Annotated in this window: 17 protein-coding genes; 3 read left to right on the forward strand and 14 right to left on the reverse strand. The window is 71.6% G+C overall.

Translation table 11 applies throughout. The features are described from left to right. The first annotated feature begins 7 nt into the window (after window positions 1–7). A complete protein-coding gene (locus WCE39_RS08605) occupies window positions 8–1,582 on the forward strand; it encodes an OmpA family protein (protein WP_343276277.1) in 1,575 nt (524 codons plus the stop codon). Window positions 1,583–1,592: 10 nt separating this feature from the next. On the opposite strand, the gene WCE39_RS08610 is transcribed toward WCE39_RS08605, so the two are convergent. Further along, window positions 1,593–2,408, reverse strand: a complete 816-nt coding sequence (locus tag WCE39_RS08610; protein ID WP_343276278.1) for a TatD family hydrolase — start codon at window positions 2,406–2,408, stop codon at window positions 1,593–1,595. Between the two features lie 72 nt (window positions 2,409–2,480). On the opposite strand from WCE39_RS08610, the gene hrpB reads away from it, so the two are divergent. Then, window positions 2,481–5,039: an ATP-dependent helicase HrpB gene (gene hrpB, locus WCE39_RS08615; RefSeq protein WP_343276279.1), complete on the forward strand. Its 2,559-nt coding sequence runs from the start codon at window positions 2,481–2,483 to the stop codon at window positions 5,037–5,039. A 108-nt stretch (window positions 5,040–5,147) separates the two neighbouring features. Next, entirely contained in the window at window positions 5,148–5,600 is a 453-nt protein-coding gene (locus WCE39_RS08620) for a hypothetical protein (protein WP_343276280.1), read from the forward strand. Between the two features lie 30 nt (window positions 5,601–5,630). Here the strand turns inward: WCE39_RS08620 and WCE39_RS08625 are convergent, their stop codons facing one another. The 13 genes from WCE39_RS08625 to WCE39_RS08685 all read right to left on the reverse strand — a co-directional run bounded on the left by WCE39_RS08625 (window position 5,631) and on the right by WCE39_RS08685 (window position 19,772). After that, window positions 5,631–6,770: a hybrid sensor histidine kinase/response regulator gene (locus WCE39_RS08625; protein ID WP_343276281.1), complete on the reverse strand. Its 1,140-nt coding sequence runs from the start codon at window positions 6,768–6,770 to the stop codon at window positions 5,631–5,633. A 124-nt stretch (window positions 6,771–6,894) separates the two neighbouring features. Then, window positions 6,895–7,455 carry a pseudouridine synthase gene (locus tag WCE39_RS08630; protein WP_343276282.1) on the reverse strand — a complete coding sequence of 187 codons (561 nt, stop codon included), beginning with the start codon at window positions 7,453–7,455 and terminating at the stop codon, window positions 6,895–6,897. Continuing rightward, a complete protein-coding gene (locus WCE39_RS08635) occupies window positions 7,456–8,325 on the reverse strand; it encodes a class I SAM-dependent methyltransferase (RefSeq protein ID WP_452299573.1) in 870 nt (289 codons plus the stop codon). A gap of 127 nt (window positions 8,326–8,452) precedes the next feature. Further along, window positions 8,453–10,279, reverse strand: a complete 1,827-nt coding sequence (aceK, locus tag WCE39_RS08640; protein WP_343276283.1) for a bifunctional isocitrate dehydrogenase kinase/phosphatase — start codon at window positions 10,277–10,279, stop codon at window positions 8,453–8,455. Window positions 10,280–10,967: 688 nt separating this feature from the next. Beyond that, a complete protein-coding gene (icd, locus tag WCE39_RS08645; RefSeq protein ID WP_343276284.1) occupies window positions 10,968–12,296 on the reverse strand; it encodes an isocitrate dehydrogenase (NADP(+)) in 1,329 nt (442 codons plus the stop codon). Between the two features lie 179 nt (window positions 12,297–12,475). After that, window positions 12,476–12,964 carry a hypothetical protein gene (locus WCE39_RS08650; RefSeq protein WP_343276285.1) on the reverse strand — a complete coding sequence of 163 codons (489 nt, stop codon included), beginning with the start codon at window positions 12,962–12,964 and terminating at the stop codon, window positions 12,476–12,478. Further along, complete coding sequence (locus tag WCE39_RS08655; protein WP_343276550.1) at window positions 12,961–13,338, reverse strand: LysM peptidoglycan-binding domain-containing protein; 378 nt, start codon at window positions 13,336–13,338, stop codon at window positions 12,961–12,963. Before WCE39_RS08655 ends, WCE39_RS08650 begins: the two co-directional genes overlap by 4 nt. Window positions 13,339–13,449: 111 nt before the next feature. After that, window positions 13,450–14,310, reverse strand: coding sequence for an NADPH-dependent 7-cyano-7-deazaguanine reductase QueF (gene queF, locus WCE39_RS08660; RefSeq protein ID WP_343276286.1), 861 nt, complete (start codon window positions 14,308–14,310; stop codon window positions 13,450–13,452). A gap of 123 nt (window positions 14,311–14,433) precedes the next feature. Beyond that, window positions 14,434–15,750 carry an amidohydrolase gene (locus WCE39_RS08665; protein ID WP_343276287.1) on the reverse strand — a complete coding sequence of 439 codons (1,317 nt, stop codon included), beginning with the start codon at window positions 15,748–15,750 and terminating at the stop codon, window positions 14,434–14,436. Window positions 15,751–15,888: 138 nt separating this feature from the next. After that, window positions 15,889–17,022 carry a cell division protein ZapE gene (gene zapE, locus WCE39_RS08670; protein WP_343276288.1) on the reverse strand — a complete coding sequence of 378 codons (1,134 nt, stop codon included), beginning with the start codon at window positions 17,020–17,022 and terminating at the stop codon, window positions 15,889–15,891. After that, window positions 17,015–17,686: an alpha/beta hydrolase gene (locus tag WCE39_RS08675; RefSeq protein WP_343276289.1), complete on the reverse strand. Its 672-nt coding sequence runs from the start codon at window positions 17,684–17,686 to the stop codon at window positions 17,015–17,017. Before WCE39_RS08675 ends, zapE begins: the two co-directional genes overlap by 8 nt. Window positions 17,687–17,739: 53 nt before the next feature. Then, complete coding sequence (locus WCE39_RS08680; RefSeq protein WP_343276290.1) at window positions 17,740–19,173, reverse strand: ExeM/NucH family extracellular endonuclease; 1,434 nt, start codon at window positions 19,171–19,173, stop codon at window positions 17,740–17,742. A gap of 83 nt (window positions 19,174–19,256) precedes the next feature. Further along, window positions 19,257–19,772: a c-type cytochrome gene (locus WCE39_RS08685; protein WP_343276291.1), complete on the reverse strand. Its 516-nt coding sequence runs from the start codon at window positions 19,770–19,772 to the stop codon at window positions 19,257–19,259. Between the last annotated feature and the right edge of the window lie 246 nt (window positions 19,773–20,018).

Raw genomic sequence — 20,018 nt, forward strand, 5'->3', positions numbered from 1 at the left:
AAGAGGAATGCGCAAAGGGAACCTGGCCGCCGCGTGCGCGCTCGCGATGATGCTGTCCGCCTGCGGTGCCGCGCCCGACCCCGGCAGCGATCCCGCTGCCGCACCTGCAGCACCTGCCGGCGATGCCACGCCGCCCGCCGATGACGCCGCGGCCGTGGCGGCGATGCCCGACGCGGACGATGCGGGCGATGCTGGCGACGCCGGTGCGGCCCGCCCCGGCCCGGGCCTCGTGGACAAGGAGGGCAAGGCCATCGCGCTGGTGCCGTTCGATATCGAAAGCGTGCCGGTGAGCAGCGCGTCGCTGGGCGAACTCCCGTTTTTCTCCATGCCTACCGGCTACGGTCCGGTCAACTCGCCCGACCAGCGGAGCTACGCGCGCTTCCCGTTCCGGCTCGGCGACGGGCTGCACTGGGTGGAGGGCGCGAGCTGGAACAGCCTGCTGGGGGTCGCCCGCGACCAGCGCGGCGACAAGGAATTCTCCCCGCTCGAACTGCGCCGCAACCTTGAAGCGGTGTTCGCACAGGCAGGAGCGAAGCAGGTCTTCGAGGGTCCCCTGCAGCGCGACCTCTACTACGGGCCGCAACTGGAAGCCGAGATCGGCGGCGGCTTCATCGAAGGCGTCAACCTCGGCGCCGATACGGCCACCAGCGTGCACGTCATCCGCCAGGCCGACCGCAACATCTGGATGCAGCTGTCCACGCATTCCCACGGCGCTGCGATGGTGGTGGTGGAAGAGCGTCCGTTCGAGGCCAGCGCGCACTGGGGCGGCGAGTTCCCCTACCTGTCGCTGCCGGCGGGCTATGCCGATGGAAACAAGCCCAAGCAGCGCGACTTCGACATGTATCCGTTCTGGACCGGCAGCGGCTTCGAGGAAGTGGAGGGCCGGACCTACGCCGCGGACGTGAGGACGCGCGAACGCTCCAACTCGATGCACGAAGTGCGCCGCAACCTCGAAGCGATGATGGCCGAGGCTGGCGGCGTCCTGGTGTTCGAAGGCAGGATCCCCAAGGAGGCGTCGGAGCGTTACGACAGCGACCTGAAGGGCTTCTACAGCGGCGCCACCGGTTACAGCTGGGACCGCTACGAATCACGCGTCTACCGGGTCGACCTTGCCGATGGCCGCCAGGTCTGGGTGCATGCGGCGCTGGATTATCTCTCCTCCGGCTGGGTGGTGGCCGAGCGAGAAGGCTTCGTGCAGACCGCTGCGCTGCTGCCGGCGTCCGAGCTGAAACAGCAGCTCGATACCGACGGCCGGGTCGCGATCCAGGTCAACTTCGCAGTCGACAAGGCCGACATCCTTCCCGACTCGCAGCCGCAGATCGAGCAGGTGCTTGCGCTGCTGCGCGACGATCCGTCGCTGCGCCTGTCGATCGACGGCCACACCGACGACACCGGCGACGCCGCGCACAACCAGCGCCTGTCCGAGGCGCGCGCGAAAAGCGTGGTGGCGGCGTTGGTCGGACAGGGCATCGGGGACGCGCGCCTGCAGGCGAAGGGCCACGGCCAGTCGAAGCCCGTGGCCGACAACACCACCGACGAAGGTCGCGCGAAGAACCGTCGCGTGGAGCTGGTCCGCCTGTAACCGGCAGTGCCTACGCGGCCGGCGCGGGTAGCTGGAAGAACGCGCGCGTGGTGGCCGTGGCATTCGCCGCGGTCACCGCGACGTCTTCGCCACGGTCGCGCGCAAGCTCGTCCACGATGTGCGACAGGAACATCGGTTCGTTGCGCCGGTCCTTCGGCATCGGCTTGAGCGTGCGCGGCAGCAGGTAGGGTGCGTCGGTCTCCACCATCAGCCGGTTGGCCGGGATGTTGCCGACGATTTCGCGCAGGTGCCTGCCGCGGCGCTCGTCGCAGAGCCAGCCGGTGATGCCGATGTGCCAGTCGCGGTCGATGCAGTCGAACAGCTCGTCGCGGGTGCCGGTGAAGCAGTGCACGACCGCGGGGCCGATGCGGCCTTCGAAGTCCTTCATGATCGCGACGAAGTCGGCGTGGGCGTCGCGCTGGTGCAGGAACAGGGGCTTGCCGCGACCTTCGGCAAGCAGGTCGGCGGCGATCTCGAGCTGGCGTTCGAAGGCCTTGCGCTGCGCGGGGCGCGGGGAGAAGTCGCGGAAGTAGTCGAGGCCGGTCTCGCCGACGGCCACCACCTCGGGTTGCGCGTGCAGGGCGCGCATCTCGGCGTCGCACTCTGCGGTGTAGTCGCTGGCGTGGTGGGGGTGCACGCCGGCGGTGGCGAACCATTCGCCTGGGCGGGTGCGGGCGAGTTCCAGCGCGAGCGGAGAGTGCTCGCGGCTGGCGCCCGTGAGGATGGCCTGGGTGACGCCGGCGTCGCGGGCGCGCTGCCAGACCCGGTCGCGGTCGTGGTCGAAGCTGTCGTGCGTGAGGTTGAGGCCGATGTCGATGAGGTCCATGGGGACATTGTAGTTGGGTGCCTGAGGCGTGGCCGGGCCTCCGGGCGTCGCTGTGTCGGGGTGCTTCCAGGCATGGGGTGTTCCGGCTGCGGCATTGCGTGCCCGAGGTCCTATCCTTGGCGGGTGAGTGACGTTCCGTTTCCCATCGATGAGCTGCTGCCGGCGATCCGCGCTTCGCTGGAGGCCCATCCGCGCCTGGTGCTCGAGGCGCCGCCCGGCGCGGGCAAGACCACGCGGGTGCCGCTGGCGCTGCTGGATGCGCCTTGGCTGCAGGGGCGGCGGATCGTGATGCTGGAGCCGCGCCGGGTGGCGGCGCGCGCGGCGGCGGGGTTCATGGCGTCGTCGCTGGGCGAGGAGGTCGGCAGGACCGTCGGCTACCGGATCCGCTTCGAAAGCCGGGTGTCGTCGGCGACCCGCATCGAGGTCGTCACCGAGGGCATCCTCACCCGCATGCTGCAGGACGACCCGATGCTCGACGGCGTCGGTGCGCTGCTGTTCGACGAGTTCCACGAGCGCCATCTCGCCGCCGACCTGGGGCTGGCGCTGGCGCTGGACGTGCAGGCGGGGCTGCGCGAGGAGCTGCGCATCGTGGTGATGTCGGCGACGCTCGATGGCGAACGCCTTGCTGGCTTCCTCGATGCGCCGCGGCTGTCCAGCGCGGGGCGCAGCCATCCGGTGGAGCTGGCGTACTTCCCGGCGCGTCGCGAGGAGGCGCTGGAACACCAGCTGCGCCGCGCGGTCGAGCATGCGCTCGCGCGCCATCCGGGCGATGTGCTGGCCTTCCTTCCCGGCCGCCGCGAGATCGCGCGCGCGGCCGCCGCGCTGGCCGCAGGCGGGGCGGTGGATGCCGCGGGCGCCGAGGTGCTGCAGCTGCACGGCGATCTCCCCGTCGATGAGCAGGCGCGCCTGCTCCGTCCGGCCGCCGATGGCCGCCGCCGGGTGGTGCTGGCGACCAACGTCGCGGAGTCCAGCGTGACCCTGCCGGGGGTGCGGGTGGTGGTCGACAGCGGACTGGCGCGCGAGCCGCAGCACGATCCCAACAGCGGCTTCAGCCGCCTGGACGTGGTCCGCATCGCGCAGTCATCCGCCGACCAGCGCGCGGGCCGCGCTGGGCGCGTGGCCGCCGGGTGGACATATCGCCTGTGGCCGGAATCGCAGCGGCTGGAGCCGCAGCGGCGGCCGGAGATCGCCCAGGTCGAGCTGGCCGGCATGGCGCTCGAACTCGCGGCCTGGGGCAGCGACCAGCTGCGCTTCGTCGATCCGCCCCCGCCGGGGACGCTGGCCGCGGCCCGGGACCTGCTGCGCGCGCTCGGTGCGCTGGACGGCGATGCGATCACGGCGCGCGGGCGGGGCATGCTCGCGCTCGGCACCCATCCGCGGCTGGCGGCGATGCTCCTCGCGACGTCCGATCCCGCGGGACGCGCGCTGGCCTGCGATCTCGCGGCGCTGGTCGAGTCGCGCGATCCGCTGCGATCGCGCAGCGACGCCGTGGCCTCGCGCTGGCGCGCGCTGGCCGCGTTCCGCGCGCGGCGCGTCCCGGCCGAGGCCAGCCGCGCCGCGCTGGCGGCGATCGACGCCTCCGCGCGGCAGTGGCGCCGCCGGCTGCGGGCGGATGCGCCGCCACCGGGCGAGGTGCCGGCGCACGCGCTCGGTGACCTGCTGGCGCACGCCTTCCCCGACCGCATCGCCGCGCGGCACGCGACCGACCTGCGCCGCTACCAGCTCGCAAACGGTCGCATGGCGCGGCTGCTGGAAGACAGCGAGCTGGTCGGGGAGCCGTGGCTGGTCGCAAGCGAGCTGCGCCACGACGCGCGCGACGCCCTGCTGCTGCGCGCGGCACCGGTCGACGAGGCGGCGCTGCGGCGCGACTTCGGCGGGCGCTTCAGCGAGCGCGACGAGACCCGCTGGGACGCGGACCGGCGCGCGCTGGTGGGCGAACGCGTGCGCCGCTTCGCGGGCATCGTCCTCGACAGCCGCCCGGCCGGCCGCGTCGATCCCGCCACCGCGGCGCAGGCGCTGGCCGATGCCGTACGCACGCTCGGCCTCGGCGTGCTGCCGTGGAGCGAAGGCCTGCGGCAGTGGCGCGCGCGCGTGGCCGGCCTGCGCGCCTGGATGCCCGGGCTCGAGCTGCCGGACCTGGGCGACGACGCGCTCATGGCCACTCTGGACGACTGGCTCAGGCCCGCCTTCGCGGGCAAGGCGCGGCTCGATGCGCTGGGCGCCGACGAGCTGGCGGCGGCCGTCCGCGGCCGCCTGGACTGGGCCCTGCAGCAGCGCGTGGACGCGCTGGCGCCGGTGCGCATCACCGTGCCTTCGGGCCAGGCGCGCGCCATCGACTACGCCGTCGACGGCGACGGCCGACCGCAGCCGCCGGTGCTTGCGGTCAAGCTGCAGGAACTGTTCGGGCTGGGCGACACGCCACGCATCGCGGACGGTCGCGTGCCGCTGCTGCTGCACCTGCTGTCGCCGGCCGGGCGGCCGCTGCAAGTGACGTCCGACCTTCGCAGCTTCTGGGACCGGACCTGGCCGGAAGTGCGGCGCGAGATGAAAGGCCGCTACCCCAGGCATCCCTGGCCCGAGGATCCCTGGAACGCCGTGCCCACCCATCGTGCGCGACCGCGCGGTGTCTGAACGGCTTCGTCCGGATCACGCCGGCACCACGAAGCACGGGCCAGACTCGGTCCCGTCATCCATTCCCGTCCCGGCGCCATGCGCCGGTGCAAGCCAGAGGAAACCCGCATGCGCAAGCGCACCATCATCCGCGACGTCCGCAACGCCATTCCCGACAAGGCCATGGACCTGGCCGGGCGCCTTGGCGACGGCTTTCGCCAGGCCGTGCCCGACGGTGCCGGCAAATGGCTCCAGGGCGCTCCCCACGATGCAGGCACCTGGCTGAGCGGCATGCAGCAGGGCGCCGGCAAATGGCTCCAGGCCGGCGTGGCGCTGGGCGCGGCGCGCACCGGTGCGCGCGCGGCCGGAATCGTGGCCCGTCGCCATCCGGTGGCGCTGACCGCGGCCGCGATCGGCATCGGTGCGGCGACCTATGCCGTGCTCCGGCACCGTCGCAAGGCCGCCGAGCAGGCCGCGATGCGGCGTCCGCAGCAGATCAGGGATGCGCTGGAGCCCGGCGACCTGGGCGTTGAAGTCGACGCCGCGACGTCGCGCGAAGCGTCGCGGCAGGACGACCGCTAGAACAGGAGGGACCCGCCCCGGTCGACCAGGTCAGCCCGGGGAGCCGCCCGCCGCGGAACGCGACGAAGCCACCGCGTTCCGCGCCTCGGGCAGTTCGACCACGAAGCAGGCGCCTCCGCCGTCGCGGTCCTCGTACCAGAGCTGGCCACCGGCGTTGGCGACGATCTGCCTTGCGAGTGACAGACCCAGTCCGCTGGATGAGCCGGCGCGCGCGGGGTCATCATCCGTCAGGCGCGTGAATGGGCTGAACAGCTCGCGCTGGCGGTGCTTCGGGACGCCCGGGCCGCGGTCGGAAACGCACAGCTTCCAGAACCCCGTCACGCCGGAAGCGACGCGGATGTCGACATCGCTCCCCGGTGCGTATTTCATCGCGTTGCTGATCAGGTTGCCCGCGACCTGCCGCAGCACCAGCGCATCCATCGCCACCACGGCAGGTCCGACTTCGCCCACCACCAGGCGACAGCCGCTGTCCTCCAGCTGCATGCCGTAGCGGCGGACGATCCAGTCCACCACTTCGGCCAGCCCCACCCGGGCGTCGGAGTCGCTGGTAGCCACCCGGGCGCTGGCCTGGGTCTCCAGGTAGCGGCGGATGTAGCCAAGGCCATCCTCGGCGCTTTCCCGGATCACTTCCAGGTAGCGCGGGACGCGCTCGGGGCGCAGCGTGCCCGAGGCCAGGATGTCGCTGGCGAAGACCACGCTGCTGAGCGGATTCTTCAGGTCATGGGCGACCAGGTTGACCAGCTCCTGGCGTTCGCGCGCCACCTGCTCCAGACGGTCGCGCGCGAGCTTCAGGCCGACGTGAGCGTTGACCCGGGCGAGCAGCTCCTCGGGGATGAAGGGCTTGACCACGTAATCGACCGCGCCCGCCTCGAAGGCGCGCAACAGCAGGCTGCGGTCCTGGGCGGCGGTCAGGAAGACCACCGGCACCCGTGGCAGCAGCGCGCGCAGGCGGATTTCCTCCATCACGCCGAAGCCGTCCATGCCCGGCATCATCATGTCGAGCAGCATCAGGTCCGGCCGCTGTTCCTCGGCGGCGGCGAGCGCGGCCTCGCCGCTTTCGGCGGTAGCCACGTGGTGGCCCTGGCGTTCGAGCAGTGCACTCACAACACGCAGGTTGGCCGGCTGGTCGTCGACGACGAGTACCCGGCCAGGGATGGTGCTTGCCTTCATGACGCTGTTCCACGGCTGCGCGTGACGGATGTCGCGCGCCTTCGTCGACGGTAGCAGAAAGATCCCGCAACCGAGTTGCCGCCATCGCAATGCCTGCCTGCGCAACGGATTGCGGCTGAACCGTTCAGGAAGAAAACGGCGTGGCGTGCCCGAGTTCGCGCCAGTGCCCGGGGGCGAGGCCATCAAGCCGGGTGGCACCGATCGCCACCCGCACCAGGCGCAGCGTCGGCAGCCCGACCGCCGCGGTCATACGCCGCACCTGCCGGTTGCGGCCCTCGCTGATGACCAGTTCGATCCAGGCGTCGGGGACGGTCATGCGGACCCGCACCGGTGGATCGCGTGGCCACAGTGCGGGCGCCGGATCCACGAGGCGCGCCCGGGCCGGACGCGTCGGCCCGTCGCGCAGCGTGACCCCGGCGGCCAGCCGGGCCAGCTGCTCCGGCGCCGGTTCACCCTCCACCTGCGCCAGATAGGTCTTGGCGAGCCGGTAGCGCGGGTCGGTGATGCGGTGGGCAAGTGCGCCGTCATCGGTGAGCAGCAGCAGGCCCTCGCTGTCGTGGTCGAGCCTGCCGGCGGGATACACCCCTGGCGGCAGGCCGAAGCCGGCCAGGGTCGGGCGCGGCGGCGTGCTCCTGTCGGTGAACTGGCAGAGCACGCCGTGCGGCTTGTTGAACGCGACCAGCACTCAGGGCTTGATGAAGCGCAGCGTCATGCGGTCGCTTTCGCCGATGGCCTGGTACTGCTGGCGGTCCTCGGCGTCGTGGTTGTTGCCGGGCGGCAGGGTCCAGACGCCGTTGGGATGGTCGCGGGTGTCGCGCGGGTTGGCGTTGATCTCGCTGGCCTGGTCCAAGCGGAAACCGGCGGCGGTCGCGAGGGCGATCACCTGGTCCTGGCCGACGTAGCCGGACTTGTCGTCGTCGGCCACGTCGCCGGCGGCGCGGTGCTCGACCACGCCCAGCACGCCGCCCGGCTTGAGCACGTTGAAGAAGCCCTTGAACATGCCCTCGGCCTGGCCCGAGGAACGCCAGTTGTGCACGTTGCGAAAGGTCAACACGGCGTCGGCCGAATTCGCCGGGCCAAGCACCGGTGCCGCGGGATCGTAGGCGACGATACGGGCATCGCCGTACTGCGCCGGGGCCGAGGCGAACATCGCTTCCAGGCCGGCCTTGGAGCGCGCGGAGTAGTCGCGGCGGGCTTCGGGCAGGGCCGCGGGGTCGACGACCGCGGCGACGTAGCCGGCGCGCAGCCAGGGCGCGAGGATCTCGGCGTACCAGCCGCCGCCGGGGGTGATCTCGACCACCGTCTGCCCGGTTTCGATTCCGAAGAAGGCCAGCGTGTCGCGCGGATGGCGGTACTGGTCGCGGGCCACGTTTTCAGGCGAGCGCCAGGCGCCGGCCAGGGCCTGGTCGAGCAGCGGGTCGGGTGCGCGCATCGACATGCCGGTGGCAGGCGGCGGCACGGCGGCGGGAGCGGTGGCATCGCCTCCCGCGGCGGGTGCTCCGGCGCAGGCGGCGAGCATGAGCGGCAATACGGCGAAAGGCAGGCGTCGGATCATTGCGGTGTTTCCTGTGGACCGGGCTGCAAGCCTACCCGCAAAATCGTTCAGTCCGCGCCCGCACCGGATGCTGCGCCTCGCTGCGTGCCTCGGCCGCGGTCAGGTGTCGGCAGCTTCGACCGCGGCCTCACTGCGCTGTGCCCGAGCGCGCTGTCGCTGTCGCTGTTCCGCCGGGGTCGGGGCCTGGCAGCCGTGCCGATGCCGGATATGGCGGCACGTCGAGATAACCGCCGCCGCGCAGCTGCGCCTGGATGCCGCGCCACCAGCCTGCCTGGAAGACTCCCGGGTGCGCCTCGAGCAGGGCCTGCCGCAGCGGCGGCGGCAGGCCGAGGAAGTTCGGGAACAGCGCCGGGAACACGTCGTCCGGCCGCGCGTACAGCCAGTCCTCCAGCGGCCGGGTTTCGTCTTCCTCGCGCACTTCGGGCACGTCGCGGAAGTTGACCTCTTCCAGCAGGCAGAGCTCGTCGAAATCATAGAACAGCGCGCGGCCGTGGCGCGAGACCCCGAAGTTCTTCAGCAGCAGGTCGCCCGGGAAGATGCCGCTGCGCGCCAGGTCGGTGATCGCCTGGCCGTAGTCCAGCACCGCTTGCCGCGCCTCGGCCTCCGGCATCTCGCGCGCGAACAGGTCCAGTGGCCGCAGCCGGCGCTCGGCGTAGCAGTGCCGCAGCAGCACCACGTCGCCCTCGGCGCTGACGGTCTCGGCGCACTGCGTCAGCAGCTCCTCGAGCATGTCCGGCGCGAAGGCCGCGCGCGGAAAGCGCAGGCGTCGGAACTCCTGCGCATCGACCAGACGGCCGACGCGGTCGCGGCGCGCCACCAGCCGGTACTTGGCCTCGATGTCGGCGCGCACGCTGTCCTTGGGTTCGGCGAAGCGGTCGCGGATGACCTTGAACACCACCGGCAGGTCGCGTGGGGTGAACACCGCCATGACCATGCCGCGCACGCCGTCGGCGCGCACCAGCTGCTCTTCGGGACGCGCGGCGAAGTGGCGCCGGATCTCGCGATAGCGCTCGGTCTTGCCCTGCTTGGCGCGGCCGAGCACCGAGTACAGCTCCGACACCGGCTTGGCCGGCAGCAGCGAATGCAGGAAGGCGACCGCGTCGCCGACGCGCGCCAGGTCGGCGTGGAACCAGCTGCGTGCGTAGCCGAACAACATCGACACCTGCGCGCGTTCGACCAGGACCGCATCGGCGCGCACGCCTTCGGCCCCGTTCACAAGAGCCACCACCAGCGGCCGTGGCCCGTCGGCGGCCTCGACGCAACCGACCAGGTAGGCGCGCCGCTCGCGATAGAAGACGGTGTCCAGCAGGGCGATGTCAGGGCCGCGGGGATCGTCGGGGCGGCCCGCATCGTCGTGGCAGCGCGCGGCGGCGTCGGCAACGTTCGCGTCGTGCAGCGGCAGGCGCGATGCCACGGCATCCGCGATGGCGCGGGCGTCGGCGTCGATATCGCGATGCGGAAAGCCTCGCGCGCGCAGTGCCTTCTGCCACCGCTCGCAGGCGTCCGCGCCGTCGGGCAGCGAGCGCAGCTCGCCGGGACAGGCCGGGTCGCCCGCTGCGCCGTCGCCCGGCTGGTGGAACTCGAGCGCCTGCGCGACGCCTTCGGTGAGGAAAAACCGGCGCGACATCGAATTGAACAGCGTGCGCGCCATTGCCGCGTCACTGCGGCCCTCCGTCAGCGCCTCGTACGTCCCGCGCACCGCCGCCCAGAACGGCCGCGAGCGCATGCGCTCGCCCACCAGCGCCTCGAACCGCCCCAGCGCCTCTGGAAGAAAGTCGTCCTGCAGCTCGATGCGCGCCAGCGCGTCCGCCTGCGCTCCGCGCCAGTCGCGACGGACGAAGCGCCGCCGCGCCCGCCGCGTCAGGTCGCCGAAGCGCGCGTCGTAATCCTCGAACGCATCCAGCACCAGCGCGGCCGCGCGCGGCACCAGCGGATCGCTTGTTGAAGAGGCCATGGCCCGAGTGTGGCCCACAAGACGGTCTTTTCTTCCCCTCGGGGTGTGTACGTGCTCCGTAGGTGCCTGGGAGGTTGCGCGCTGCCCGCCGCGGACGCAGGGGGGATGCCCAGCCGGAATATGCGCATCCTGCTCCCGGTTCCGGCCGCCGGCCATCCATGGCCCGCTCTGGGCATCCCCCCTGCATCCACGGCGGACCCGGACCTTTTGCGCGGTGGTGGACGGAGGCAACTTCGACGCAGACGTCGCAACCGCGCGGTCGTCACCGGATCAAGCGGCAGCCACGTCAAGGCGACCCCTACGAGCGCGAGCGCGCCCGCTCCTGATCTCCGTCCCGAAGCCAAGAAACTCCACGGCCCGTCCCGCGCACAGTGGGTGTGCGTACAGCCGGCCATGGATGGCCGGCGGCCGGCCTTGGAAGCAGGACGCGGACAGGCCGGGGGAGCACACCCCCTGTGTGCGGGACGGGCAGCGCGGACCAGGACGGAGCAGCTCCCGGCGCAACAGCGTTCCAAACTGTCACGTCAGCCCCGGAGCCTCGAGAAGAGCCAGCCACCCCGTCGGGCCGCCCGTACGCCTCCCCCTCAATCTGGAGAAGAACCCAGAATCCAGGCCCCGAAACGAGCAATGCCCGCGACGGGCGTCGCGGGCATTGCGGGAGAACAATGGAGCGTGTGGCGAGGTGTCGTCAGAGGTGCTTGATGATCTCGTCCGCGAACTCGCTGCACTTCACCTCGGTCGCCCCGTCCATCAGTCGCGCGAAGTCATAGGTCACGCGCTTGGAGCCGATCGCGCCGTCCATCGCCTTGATGATGGCGTCGGCAGCTTCGGTCCAGCCCATGTAGCGCAGCATCATCTCGCCCGACAGGATCACCGAACCGGGGTTCACCTTGTCCAGCCCCGCGTACTTCGGCGCCGTGCCGTGCGTGGCCTCGAACACCGCATGCCCGGTCACGTAGTTGATGTTGGCGCCCGGTGCGATGCCGATGCCGCCGACCTGCGCGGCCAGGGCGTCGGACAGGTAGTCGCCGTTGAGGTTCAGCGTGGCCGACACGTCGTACTCGCGCGGACGCAGCAGGATCTGCTGCAGGAAGGCGTCGGCGATGGCGTCCTTGATGATGATGCCGGCGCCCGGCTTGCCCTCGGGGATCACGTGCCAGGGGCCACCGTCGAGTTCGACCGCGCCAAACTGCTCGCGCGCGACCTTGTAGCCGAAGTCGCGGAACGCGCCTTCGGTGAACTTCATGATGTTGCCCTTGTGCACCAGCGTCACCGACTTGCGCCCGTTGGCGATGGCGTATTCGATGGCCGACTTCACCAGGCGCTCGGTGCCCTGCCAGCTGACCGGCTTGATGCCGATGCCGACGTTGACCGAGGTGTCGGTGGCCGGCTGGCCGACCGCGGACAGCTGGTCGTTCCAGGCGGTGGCTTTGTCGGCGGTGCCGAAGCGGATCTTGTCGAAGCCCTTCGGGAATTCCTTCTGCAGGAAGTCGAGCACCTTCTGCGCATCGGCCGAACCCGGCTCGAACTCGATGCCGGCGTAGATGTCCTCGGTGTTCTCGCGGAAGATCACCATGTCGACGTCGCCGGGCTTCTTCACCGGCGAGGGCACGCCCTCGAACCAGCGCACCGGGCGCAGGCAGACGTAGAGGTCAAGCATCTGGCGCAGGGCGACGTTGAGCGAGCGGATGCCGCCGCCGACCGGCGTGGTCAGCGGGCCCTTGATGCTCACCAGGTATTCGCGGCAGGCCTCGACCGAGGACTCGGGCAGCCATTCGCCGGTCTGGTTGAAGGCCTTCTCGCCAGCCAGGACTTCCATCCACTCCAGCTTGCGCTTGCCGCCGTAGGCCTTCGCGACCGCGGCGTCGAGCACGCGCACGCTGGCGTTCCAGATGTCCGGGCCGGTGCCGTCACCCTCGATGAAGGGAATGATCGGGTGGTCGGGGACGCTGAGCCCCTTCGCGGTCTTGGTGATCGGGCTGCCGCCTGCGGGCACGGCCGGGGTGAAGTCTGCCATCGGGTTCCTCCAGGGAGGCCGCGCTGCGGAGCGCGCGCGGCGAATTCGGACGGTCATTGTCGCGCTTCGCGACGGTCCGGGCAAAGGCGGAGGGTCGCGCGGGGCGAAGGGCCGGGTCGCAGCCGGACATGAAAAAAGGCGCGGCCCCGGAAGGCCGCGCCCCGTTGCAACCCGGGGACTCAGCGGATCTCGAAGTCCCGCGTCTGCACCACTTCGCCGTCGTGCAGGATCTCCACCCGGTAGTTGCCGGTGGGCCAGGCGTCGGGCTTGGTGATTTCGAAGGCGGTCGTGCCGGTGCCGGTGAAGCTGAAGTCGCGGCTGGTCTCGTCCACCAGCTGGTCGCCCTCATACGTCCAGCGCGCGGTCAGCTGTCCGTTCTGCGGCACCGACGGGTCCGACGACGCCGTGGCCACTGACGCGTAGATGGTGCCGTCGGTGGGGGCGAAGGTCGTGGCCGGCGTGGCCACGCGATTGCCGCCGTCGATGGCGGTGCCGAGGTCGACGGACGTCACGCTGACCCGCGGCGCGGGTGCGGCGGCCGGAGTGGCCACCGGTGCGGGCGTGGCCACGGGAGGCGGCGCCACGGGCTCGTCCTTCTTGCAGCCGGCCAGGGCCAGCGTGCCCAGGAGTGCCGCGGCCAGCGCGGTGGGAATCGTGTGTCGTGTCATTGCCTGTCTCCGTGTGGGCTGGTCGTGGTGCCGTCGTCTTCGCGGGCCGCGGCCGGGATCTTCAGCGTCTGGCCGGGCTGGATCCGGTCGGGATCGTCCAGCTGGTCGCGATTGGCGTCGAAGATCCGCCGCCACCCGCTGGCCTGTCCGTACTGGGCCTGGGCGATGTGCGACAGGGTGTCGCCCGGCTTCACCGTGTAGTGCGTCGCGCCCACCGTCTCCTCGGTGGAGCTGACCGAAGACTGCACGTTGCTGAAGTCCGGGCGGCCGCCGGCCGGGGCTTCGGTGCTGCTGACGCCGCTGCGCACGTTGCTGAAGTCCGGCTTGCCGGCGTCGCTGGCCGGGGTTCCGGTAGCGCCCGGCTTGAGTGACAGCGAGCCGGGGTCGTTGGGGTTCTGGGGGGTGGTCATTCGGGCCTCCTGCGCCGTGAAGCGTCGACGGATAGTCACCGACCTCCCGTTAAGGAAATATCGCGTCCGGCCGCCCTACTGGCGCGGGTCCCGCCCGGCTGCGGGTGGCGACAGGCCGGGCGTGGCCCGCCAGGGGTTGATGTCGAGCCCGCCGCGCCGCGTGTAGCGCGCTTCCACCGACAGCGACTCCGGCCGGCAGCGCGCCATGACGTCGACGAAGACCTGCTCCACGCACTGTTCGTGGAAGCCGGCGTGCTCGCGGAACGACACGAGGTAGCGCAGCAGGCCGGCGCGGTCGATACGTGGCCCGCGGTAGGCCAGGCGCAGGCTGGCCCAGTCGGGCTGGCCGGTGACCGGGCAGTTGGACTTCAGCAGCGCGGAGTGCAGCACCTCGTCGGCCACCTCGCCGGGGTCGGCCGCGAGCAGCTCGGGGTTGGGGGCGTCGTATTCGTTGCAGTCGACTTCGAGCGCGTCGATCGAGTGCGGCGCCGGCGCGTCCTGCCCCGCCCCGGGTTCGGCCGCCGCGGCCGCGCACGTGCCGTCGCCGGCATCCACCGGCGGCAGGCCGAACGCGACCGGGACGGGAGCGCCGGCCGCGGCCGACAGGTCGGCGCTGATCCGGGCGTGGACGTCGTCGCGGTCGGTGAAGCGCGTGGAGTTGAACGAATTGAGGTAGAGCTTGAGCGACTTCGACTCGATCAGGTTCGGCGAGTCCGCCGGCACCAGGAAGGTCGCCGTCTCTACCACCGGCCGGCCGCGGTCGTCGAGCCAGGACAGCTCGTAGGCATGCCAGCGGTCGTGGCCGACGAAGGGCGTGGCGCCGCCATCCAGCCCGAGCGCGGCGCGGCCCTGCGCGCGCGGAATCGGGAACAGCAGCGACGGATCGTAGGCACGCGGATAGGCGACCTCGCGGCCAAGCGGGAGTTCACTGGTCATCCCGCCATTATCGCGCGCCCTGTCGGTGTGTGCGTCGGCGGGATCGGGACTCCGTGCTTGCTCTATCCGTGTAAATCCGCGTCCATCCGCGAAACTCCGTGGCAAAAAGCTTTTCCGGCCCCCTCAGCCCTCGCCGTGCAGGTAGTCCAGGGTCAGCTGCAGCATCGCGCGCAGGCCGAGGTCGAGCGCGGATTCGTCGAGGAAGAATTCCGGCGAATGGTTGCTCGGCGCCGTCGCCGGATCCTGCCCCGCGGGCGTGGCACCGACGAAGAAGAACACCGCCGGCACTTCGCGGGCGTAGTACGAGAAGTCTTCGGCGCCCATGTTCAGCGGCATGTCGATCAGGTTGCCCGCGCCCGCCACCGCTTCCAGGCTGGGGCGCATGCGCGCGGTCAACGCGGGGTCGTTGGCGGTGACCGGGGTGCCGGCGGTATCGGGGACCTTGGCCACCACCGTGGCGCCGTGCGCGGCCGCGACCTTTTCGGCCACGTTCGCCAGGTCCGCGAACACCGCCTCGCGCATGCCGTCGTCAAAGGTGCGGATGGTGCCCACCAGCTCCACGCGGTCGGGAATGATGTTGAAGCGCACGCCGCCGTGGATGGCGCCGAAGCTCAGCACCACCGGCTGCCGGGAGATGTCCTGGCGGCGGCTGACCACGGTCTGCGCCGTGCCGATGATGTCGGCCGCGGCCACGATCGGATCCACGCCGCCCCATGGTCGCGAGCCATGCGTCTGCCGGCCCTGGACCATGATGTTGAAGCGGTCGGATGCGGCCATCGTCGGCCCGCTGCGCACGCCGAGCTGTCCGGCGTTGAGGGTCGAGAACACGTGCAGGCCGAACACCGCATCGGGCTTGAAGTCCTTGAAGATCCCCTGCGCCAGCATCTCCTCCGCGCCGCCCTGTTCGCCGTCCGGCGGGCCTTCCTCGGCCGGCTGGAACACGAACAGTACTTCGCCCGGGAGCTCGTCGCGCATCGCCACCAGGGCCTCGGCGACGCCCATCAGCACGCTGGTGTGGGCGTCATGGCCGCAGGCGTGCATCACGCCCACGTCCTGGCCGTTGAAGGTCGTCGTCGCCTTGGACGCGAACGGCAGGCCGGTGGCCTCGGTCACGGGCAGCGCGTCCATGTCGGCGCGCAGCGCGACCCGCGGCCCGGGCTTGCCGCCCTTCAGCACCGCGGTGACGCCGGTGGTGGCGATGCCGGTGCGCGGTTCGAGGCCGAGTTCACGCAGGTGCTCCGCGACCAGTGCCGCGGTGCGCGTCTCGCGGTTGCCCAGCTCCGGGTGCTGGTGGATGTCGCGACGCCAGTCGACCACCTTCTGCTGCAGCGACCGCGCTGCGGTGGTGACTGCGTCGCGCTGCGCGTCCTGCGCATGGGCCGGGGCGACGCCCAGCAGCAGGGCGAGGGCAAGCGTCGACAGTGCGGGGCGCGATGGCATGGTGGTGCTCCGGGTGGGCTCGCGGCGATAGTAGCGCCGGAGGCCCGTGCCAGCGGCCGCGGCTGCGGCGACAGCGGATCCGGTCGGTCGCTTCCGTAACGTGACAGCGGCTGCAGCGCCACCATGGCCGCGCCGCGGCTAGCGGTGTTGCTGCGCCAGGTAGTCGCTGGACTGCATCTCGATCAGGCGCGAAGCGGTGCGCTCGAAGGCACCCGCCAGGCGCTCGCCTTCGTACAGCGCGTGCGGCGCGGCCGCGGCGGTGCAGACCAGCTTGACGTTGCGGTCGTAGGCCTCGTCGATGAAGGTGACGAAGCGGCGCGCGGCGTCGTCGCGCGTGGCGTCCATCACCGGCACCTTGCCCAGCAGCACGGTGTGGAATTCGCTCGCGATCCCGATGTAGTCCGAGGCCGCGCGCGGGCCCTCGCACAGCGCTTCGAAGTCGAACCAGGCCATGCCGGGGCAGCGCGCGCGGGTGGCAATGCGGCGGCCGTCGAGCTCGATCGAGCCGTCGCGGTGCGCGTCGTCGCCGCCAAGGGCGTGCCAGCGCGCCGCAAGCCAGGCGTCGGACCCGGCGTCCAGCGGCGCGCGATAGACCGGTGAGCGGGTCAGCTCGCGCAGCCGGTAGTCGGTGTCGCTGACGATCTCCACCACTTCGCAGTGCCGCTCCAGCAGGTCGATCGCCGGCAGGAAGCGCGCGCGCTGCAGGCCGTCGGCGTACAGGCCGGAGGGCGCGATGTTGGAGGTGGTGACCAGCACGATGCCCTCGTCGAACATCCGGTCCAGCACGCGCGCCAGCAGCATGGCGTCGCCGATGTCGCTGACGAAGAACTCGTCCAGCACCAGCACGCGCAGCGAGCGCCGCCATTCGGCCACGATCGCCGCCAGCGGATCGCGCTCGCCGGCATGTTCGCGCAGGCGCTCATGGACCACGCGCATGAAGCGGTGGAAGTGGGTGCGGCGCTTGCCGTCACCGTGGCCGCCGCCGGCATCGAGCTTGGCCACCGGCAACGGCAGGCCGGCGTAGAACAGGTCGACCATGAAGGTCTTGCCGCGGCCGACGCCGCCCCACAGGTACAGGCCCCGAGGAGCCGGCGCACCGCCGCCGAAGGTGCGCTTCAGCCAGCTGCGGCGCGGCGCGGCCACCACGGCGTCGTGCACGCGGTCCAGCGCGGCCAGCGGCGCTTGCTGTGCCGGGTCGTCGTTCCAGTCGCCGCGCGCCACGCCCTGGCGGTAGGCCTGCGACGGACGCGTTGCGTCCGCGGCTTCAGCCATTGGCGGTCGGCAGGTGCCGGCGCGCGCCGCTCTTGATCGCCCCGCGCAGGTCGATGAGCTTGCGATGGAAGAAATGGCTGGTGTCGGGCATCCGCACCAGCTCCGGTTCGGCCTTGAGACGGTCGAGCCAGTCGAAGACGGCTTGCGGGTCGACCACTTCGTCGGCTTCGCCCTGGACCACCAGCCAGGGCATCGTCGGCGTCACGATGCTTTCGAAGTCCCAGCGGCCGGCCGGCGGCGCGATCGAGATCAGCATCGCGGGCTGCAGCTCGGCCGCCATTGCCAGGCTGACGTAGGCACCGAAGCTGAAGCCGGCCAGCCACAGCTGGTCGCCCGGGCGCGTCGAACGCACCCAGTCGGCCACCGTGCGCAGGTCGCCGCGCTCGCCGTCGCCCTTGTCGAACTCGCCTTCCGACGCACCGGTGCCGCGGAAATTGAAGCGCACCGTGGCCACGCCCAGCTCGCGCAGCGCGCGCGCGCCCATGGTCACGACCTTGTTGTGCATGGTCCCGCCCTCGGTGGGCAGCGGGTGGCAGATCACGGCGGTGGCCGGCAGGCGGGTGACGTCGTCGGCCGGCAGGTCGACGGCGACTTCAAGCGCGCCGGCGGGGCCGACCAGGGTCAGGCTGCCGGACGCATCGGGAAAGGGCGGGTGCTGGCTCATGGCGCCAATGATAATCGTCCCGCCGTCCGCGGACGGTGGTGGGAGCCCGGGACCTACCGGGTGCGCAGCCGCAGCCCGACGATCACCGGGTCGTGGTCGGAAGCGCGCCAGGGTGCGGTGCCCGGTTCGCCGTCGTTGGCTTCCGGATCGGCGACGTTCGCAGCTTCGTCGGCATTGCTGTGCCAGATTCCGGCGTCCTGCAGGCGCCCGCCCAGGGCCGGGCTCAACAGGGCGTGGTCCAGGCGGCCGGCCTGGGCGTCGTAGACATAGGTGTAGGGCCGTCCGCCGTCCGCCGCGGCCAGCGCGTCGTGCCAGCCGGCGTCGATGAAGCCGCGCACCGGGTCTTCCATGGCATAGGCGTTGAGGTCGCCGAGGACCACGACCAGGTCGCTGCCGCTGGCGGTCGGATCGCCGGCAAGCCATGCGCGCAGCGCGTCGCCCGATGCGCGGCGGGTGGCGTTGAAGCAGCCCTGGCCATCGCCCTGGTCGAGGTCGGTGCCCGCGGCGTCGCGGCAGCCCTTGGACTTGAAGTGGTTGGCGACCACCACGAAGGCCGGGCCGTTGCCGGCGCGGAAGGCCTGGGCCAGGGGCGCGCGGCTGAGCGGGCCGAAGGGGCCGGCCTCGAGCGTGGCCGCCTTGCCAAGTGCCTCGACCCGGTCGGCGCGGTAGATGATGCCGACGCGGATCGGGTTGTCGCCGGGTCCGCTGTGGCTATCCACGAAGCGCCAGCGCAGGCCGTCCGGGTCCAGCGCGGCGACCAGCTGGGCGAGGCTGGATTCAGCGCCGTAACCGTCGTTCTCCAGCTCCAGCAGGGCGACCACGTCGGCATCCAGCGAGCCGAGCGTGGCCACCAGGCGGGCGAGCTGCGCCTTGTGGTCTTCCGGCGTGCGCGCGCCGCGTGCGGTCGGGAAGCCGCCGCCGCGGCCGTCGCCGTTGAACAGGTTCTGGAGGTTCAGACTGGCCACGCGGACCTCGCCGTCCACCGTGGGCGCCGCCGGGCGCGATGCGGGCTGCAGCACTTCCACGTCGCGCAGCCGCAGGCGCGGGCCGTCCTCGCCAACCTGCAGGTCGCCTTCCGCGGCGTCCAGCGTGCCGCCGCTGCGCCAGATGTGGGGATGCCCCGCCGCCCGCGCAGGCAGCACCAGGACCAGGCTGCGCTTGCGGTTGGCGTCGGCGATCGCCCGGGCCGCGGCACCGGGCAGGGCGACTTCGGTCGGGGTTTGCAGGCGTTCGCCGAAGGCCGCCACCACGGTGCCGTCGCGGCCGATGCGGTGGTTGCCGGAGACCACCAGCGGCGCGGTGATGCGCACGCGCTGGCCGTCGTGGACCGTCCAGTCGGCCGGCGGCGCCGCAAGCTCGACCGCCGCGCTGGCCGCCGGCGCATCGCGCGCGGGGATGGCCGCGCAGGCGGACAGGGCCAGCGCCAGGACGCCGGCCAGGACCGGCAGAAGGGTCGGGGCGGACGATGCGTGCGTGCTGCGGCTCATGGCGGGCCTCGGGACCGGAAACGGAACTGCGGAAACGAAGACGCCGCCCGGGGGCGGCGTCGGCGACCAGCCGGAGGGCCGGCTTACTTCAGGCTTTCAAGCATCCAGTCGACGGTGGCGATGACCTGCTCGTCGGTGAGCGCGGGGTTGCCGCCCTTGGCCGGCATCATGCCGGTCGCGCCGGTGAAGCCGTCGATGGCGTGCCGGTGCATCGTCTCGGTGCCCTGCGCGATGCGCGCGGTCCAGTCCCCGGTTTCAAGCTTGGGGGCGCCGGCGACGCCGGCGGTATGGCAGCCGGCGCACAGGTTGCCGTAGATGACCGAACCGTCCAGCGTGCCGCCATAGGCGACGTCGGCCGTGGCTGCGGCCGCTGCGGCGACCGCCGCGGCTGCCTGTGCGGCGGCACCGGTATCGCCGGCGTACACCGCGCCGACGGGCGCGAGCCGGTTGGCCGTGTGCCTGGCGGTCGAGGGATCGACCTCGGTCGGCAGCGACTTGTGCACGAAGTAGGAGAGAACGATCAGACCGAGTGTCACCACGGTCAGGAAGCCGATCACCAGGGAGAATCGCTTGAGGAAATCGAGGTCGTAGTTGCGCACGGAACACCATTGGCGTGCGTGGCCGGCGGCCACAGCTGCGCCGGATTATAGAGCACAGTCAGCTTGCAACGCAGCGTTCCGGCGCAGCGGGTGCCGGCTGGTACAATCCCCGCTTCGCCGCGCCCCGATGTCACCGCCAACTTTGGCGATTCCGGGGACGCCCCATGGCGCAGCTGATCCAGTTTTTCCTCCCCGACGGGGTTTCGCCCGGACGCTTGCCGTCCGGCAGGATGTCTTGCGTGCTGC

Source organism: Luteimonas yanweni, from assembly GCF_039548475.1.
GTDB lineage: Bacteria > Pseudomonadota > Gammaproteobacteria > Xanthomonadales > Xanthomonadaceae > Luteimonas.

Bases quoted from the DNA above. Each gene is read 5' to 3' on its own strand.
- WCE39_RS08605 (WP_343276277.1), top strand. From the start codon at position 8: ATGCGCAAAGGGAACCTGGCCGCCGCGTGCGCGCTCGCGATGATGCTG.
- WCE39_RS08610 (WP_343276278.1), bottom strand. From the start codon at position 2,408: ATGGACCTCATCGACATCGGCCTCAACCTCACGCACGACAGCTTCGAC.
- hrpB (WP_343276279.1), top strand. From the start codon at position 2,481: ATGGGGTGTTCCGGCTGCGGCATTGCGTGCCCGAGGTCCTATCCTTGG.
- WCE39_RS08620 (WP_343276280.1), top strand. From the start codon at position 5,148: ATGCGCAAGCGCACCATCATCCGCGACGTCCGCAACGCCATTCCCGAC.
- WCE39_RS08625 (WP_343276281.1), bottom strand. From the start codon at position 6,770: ATGAAGGCAAGCACCATCCCTGGCCGGGTACTCGTCGTCGACGACCAG.
- WCE39_RS08635 (WP_452299573.1), bottom strand. From the start codon at position 8,325: ATGATCCGACGCCTGCCTTTCGCCGTATTGCCGCTCATGCTCGCCGCC.
- aceK (WP_343276283.1), bottom strand. From the start codon at position 10,279: ATGGCCTCTTCAACAAGCGATCCGCTGGTGCCGCGCGCGGCCGCGCTG.
- icd (WP_343276284.1), bottom strand. From the start codon at position 12,296: ATGGCAGACTTCACCCCGGCCGTGCCCGCAGGCGGCAGCCCGATCACC.
- WCE39_RS08650 (WP_343276285.1), bottom strand. From the start codon at position 12,964: ATGACACGACACACGATTCCCACCGCGCTGGCCGCGGCACTCCTGGGC.
- queF (WP_343276286.1), bottom strand. From the start codon at position 14,310: ATGACCAGTGAACTCCCGCTTGGCCGCGAGGTCGCCTATCCGCGTGCC.
- WCE39_RS08665 (WP_343276287.1), bottom strand. From the start codon at position 15,750: ATGCCATCGCGCCCCGCACTGTCGACGCTTGCCCTCGCCCTGCTGCTG.
- zapE (WP_343276288.1), bottom strand. From the start codon at position 17,022: ATGGCTGAAGCCGCGGACGCAACGCGTCCGTCGCAGGCCTACCGCCAG.
- WCE39_RS08675 (WP_343276289.1), bottom strand. From the start codon at position 17,686: ATGAGCCAGCACCCGCCCTTTCCCGATGCGTCCGGCAGCCTGACCCTG.
- WCE39_RS08680 (WP_343276290.1), bottom strand. From the start codon at position 19,173: ATGAGCCGCAGCACGCACGCATCGTCCGCCCCGACCCTTCTGCCGGTC.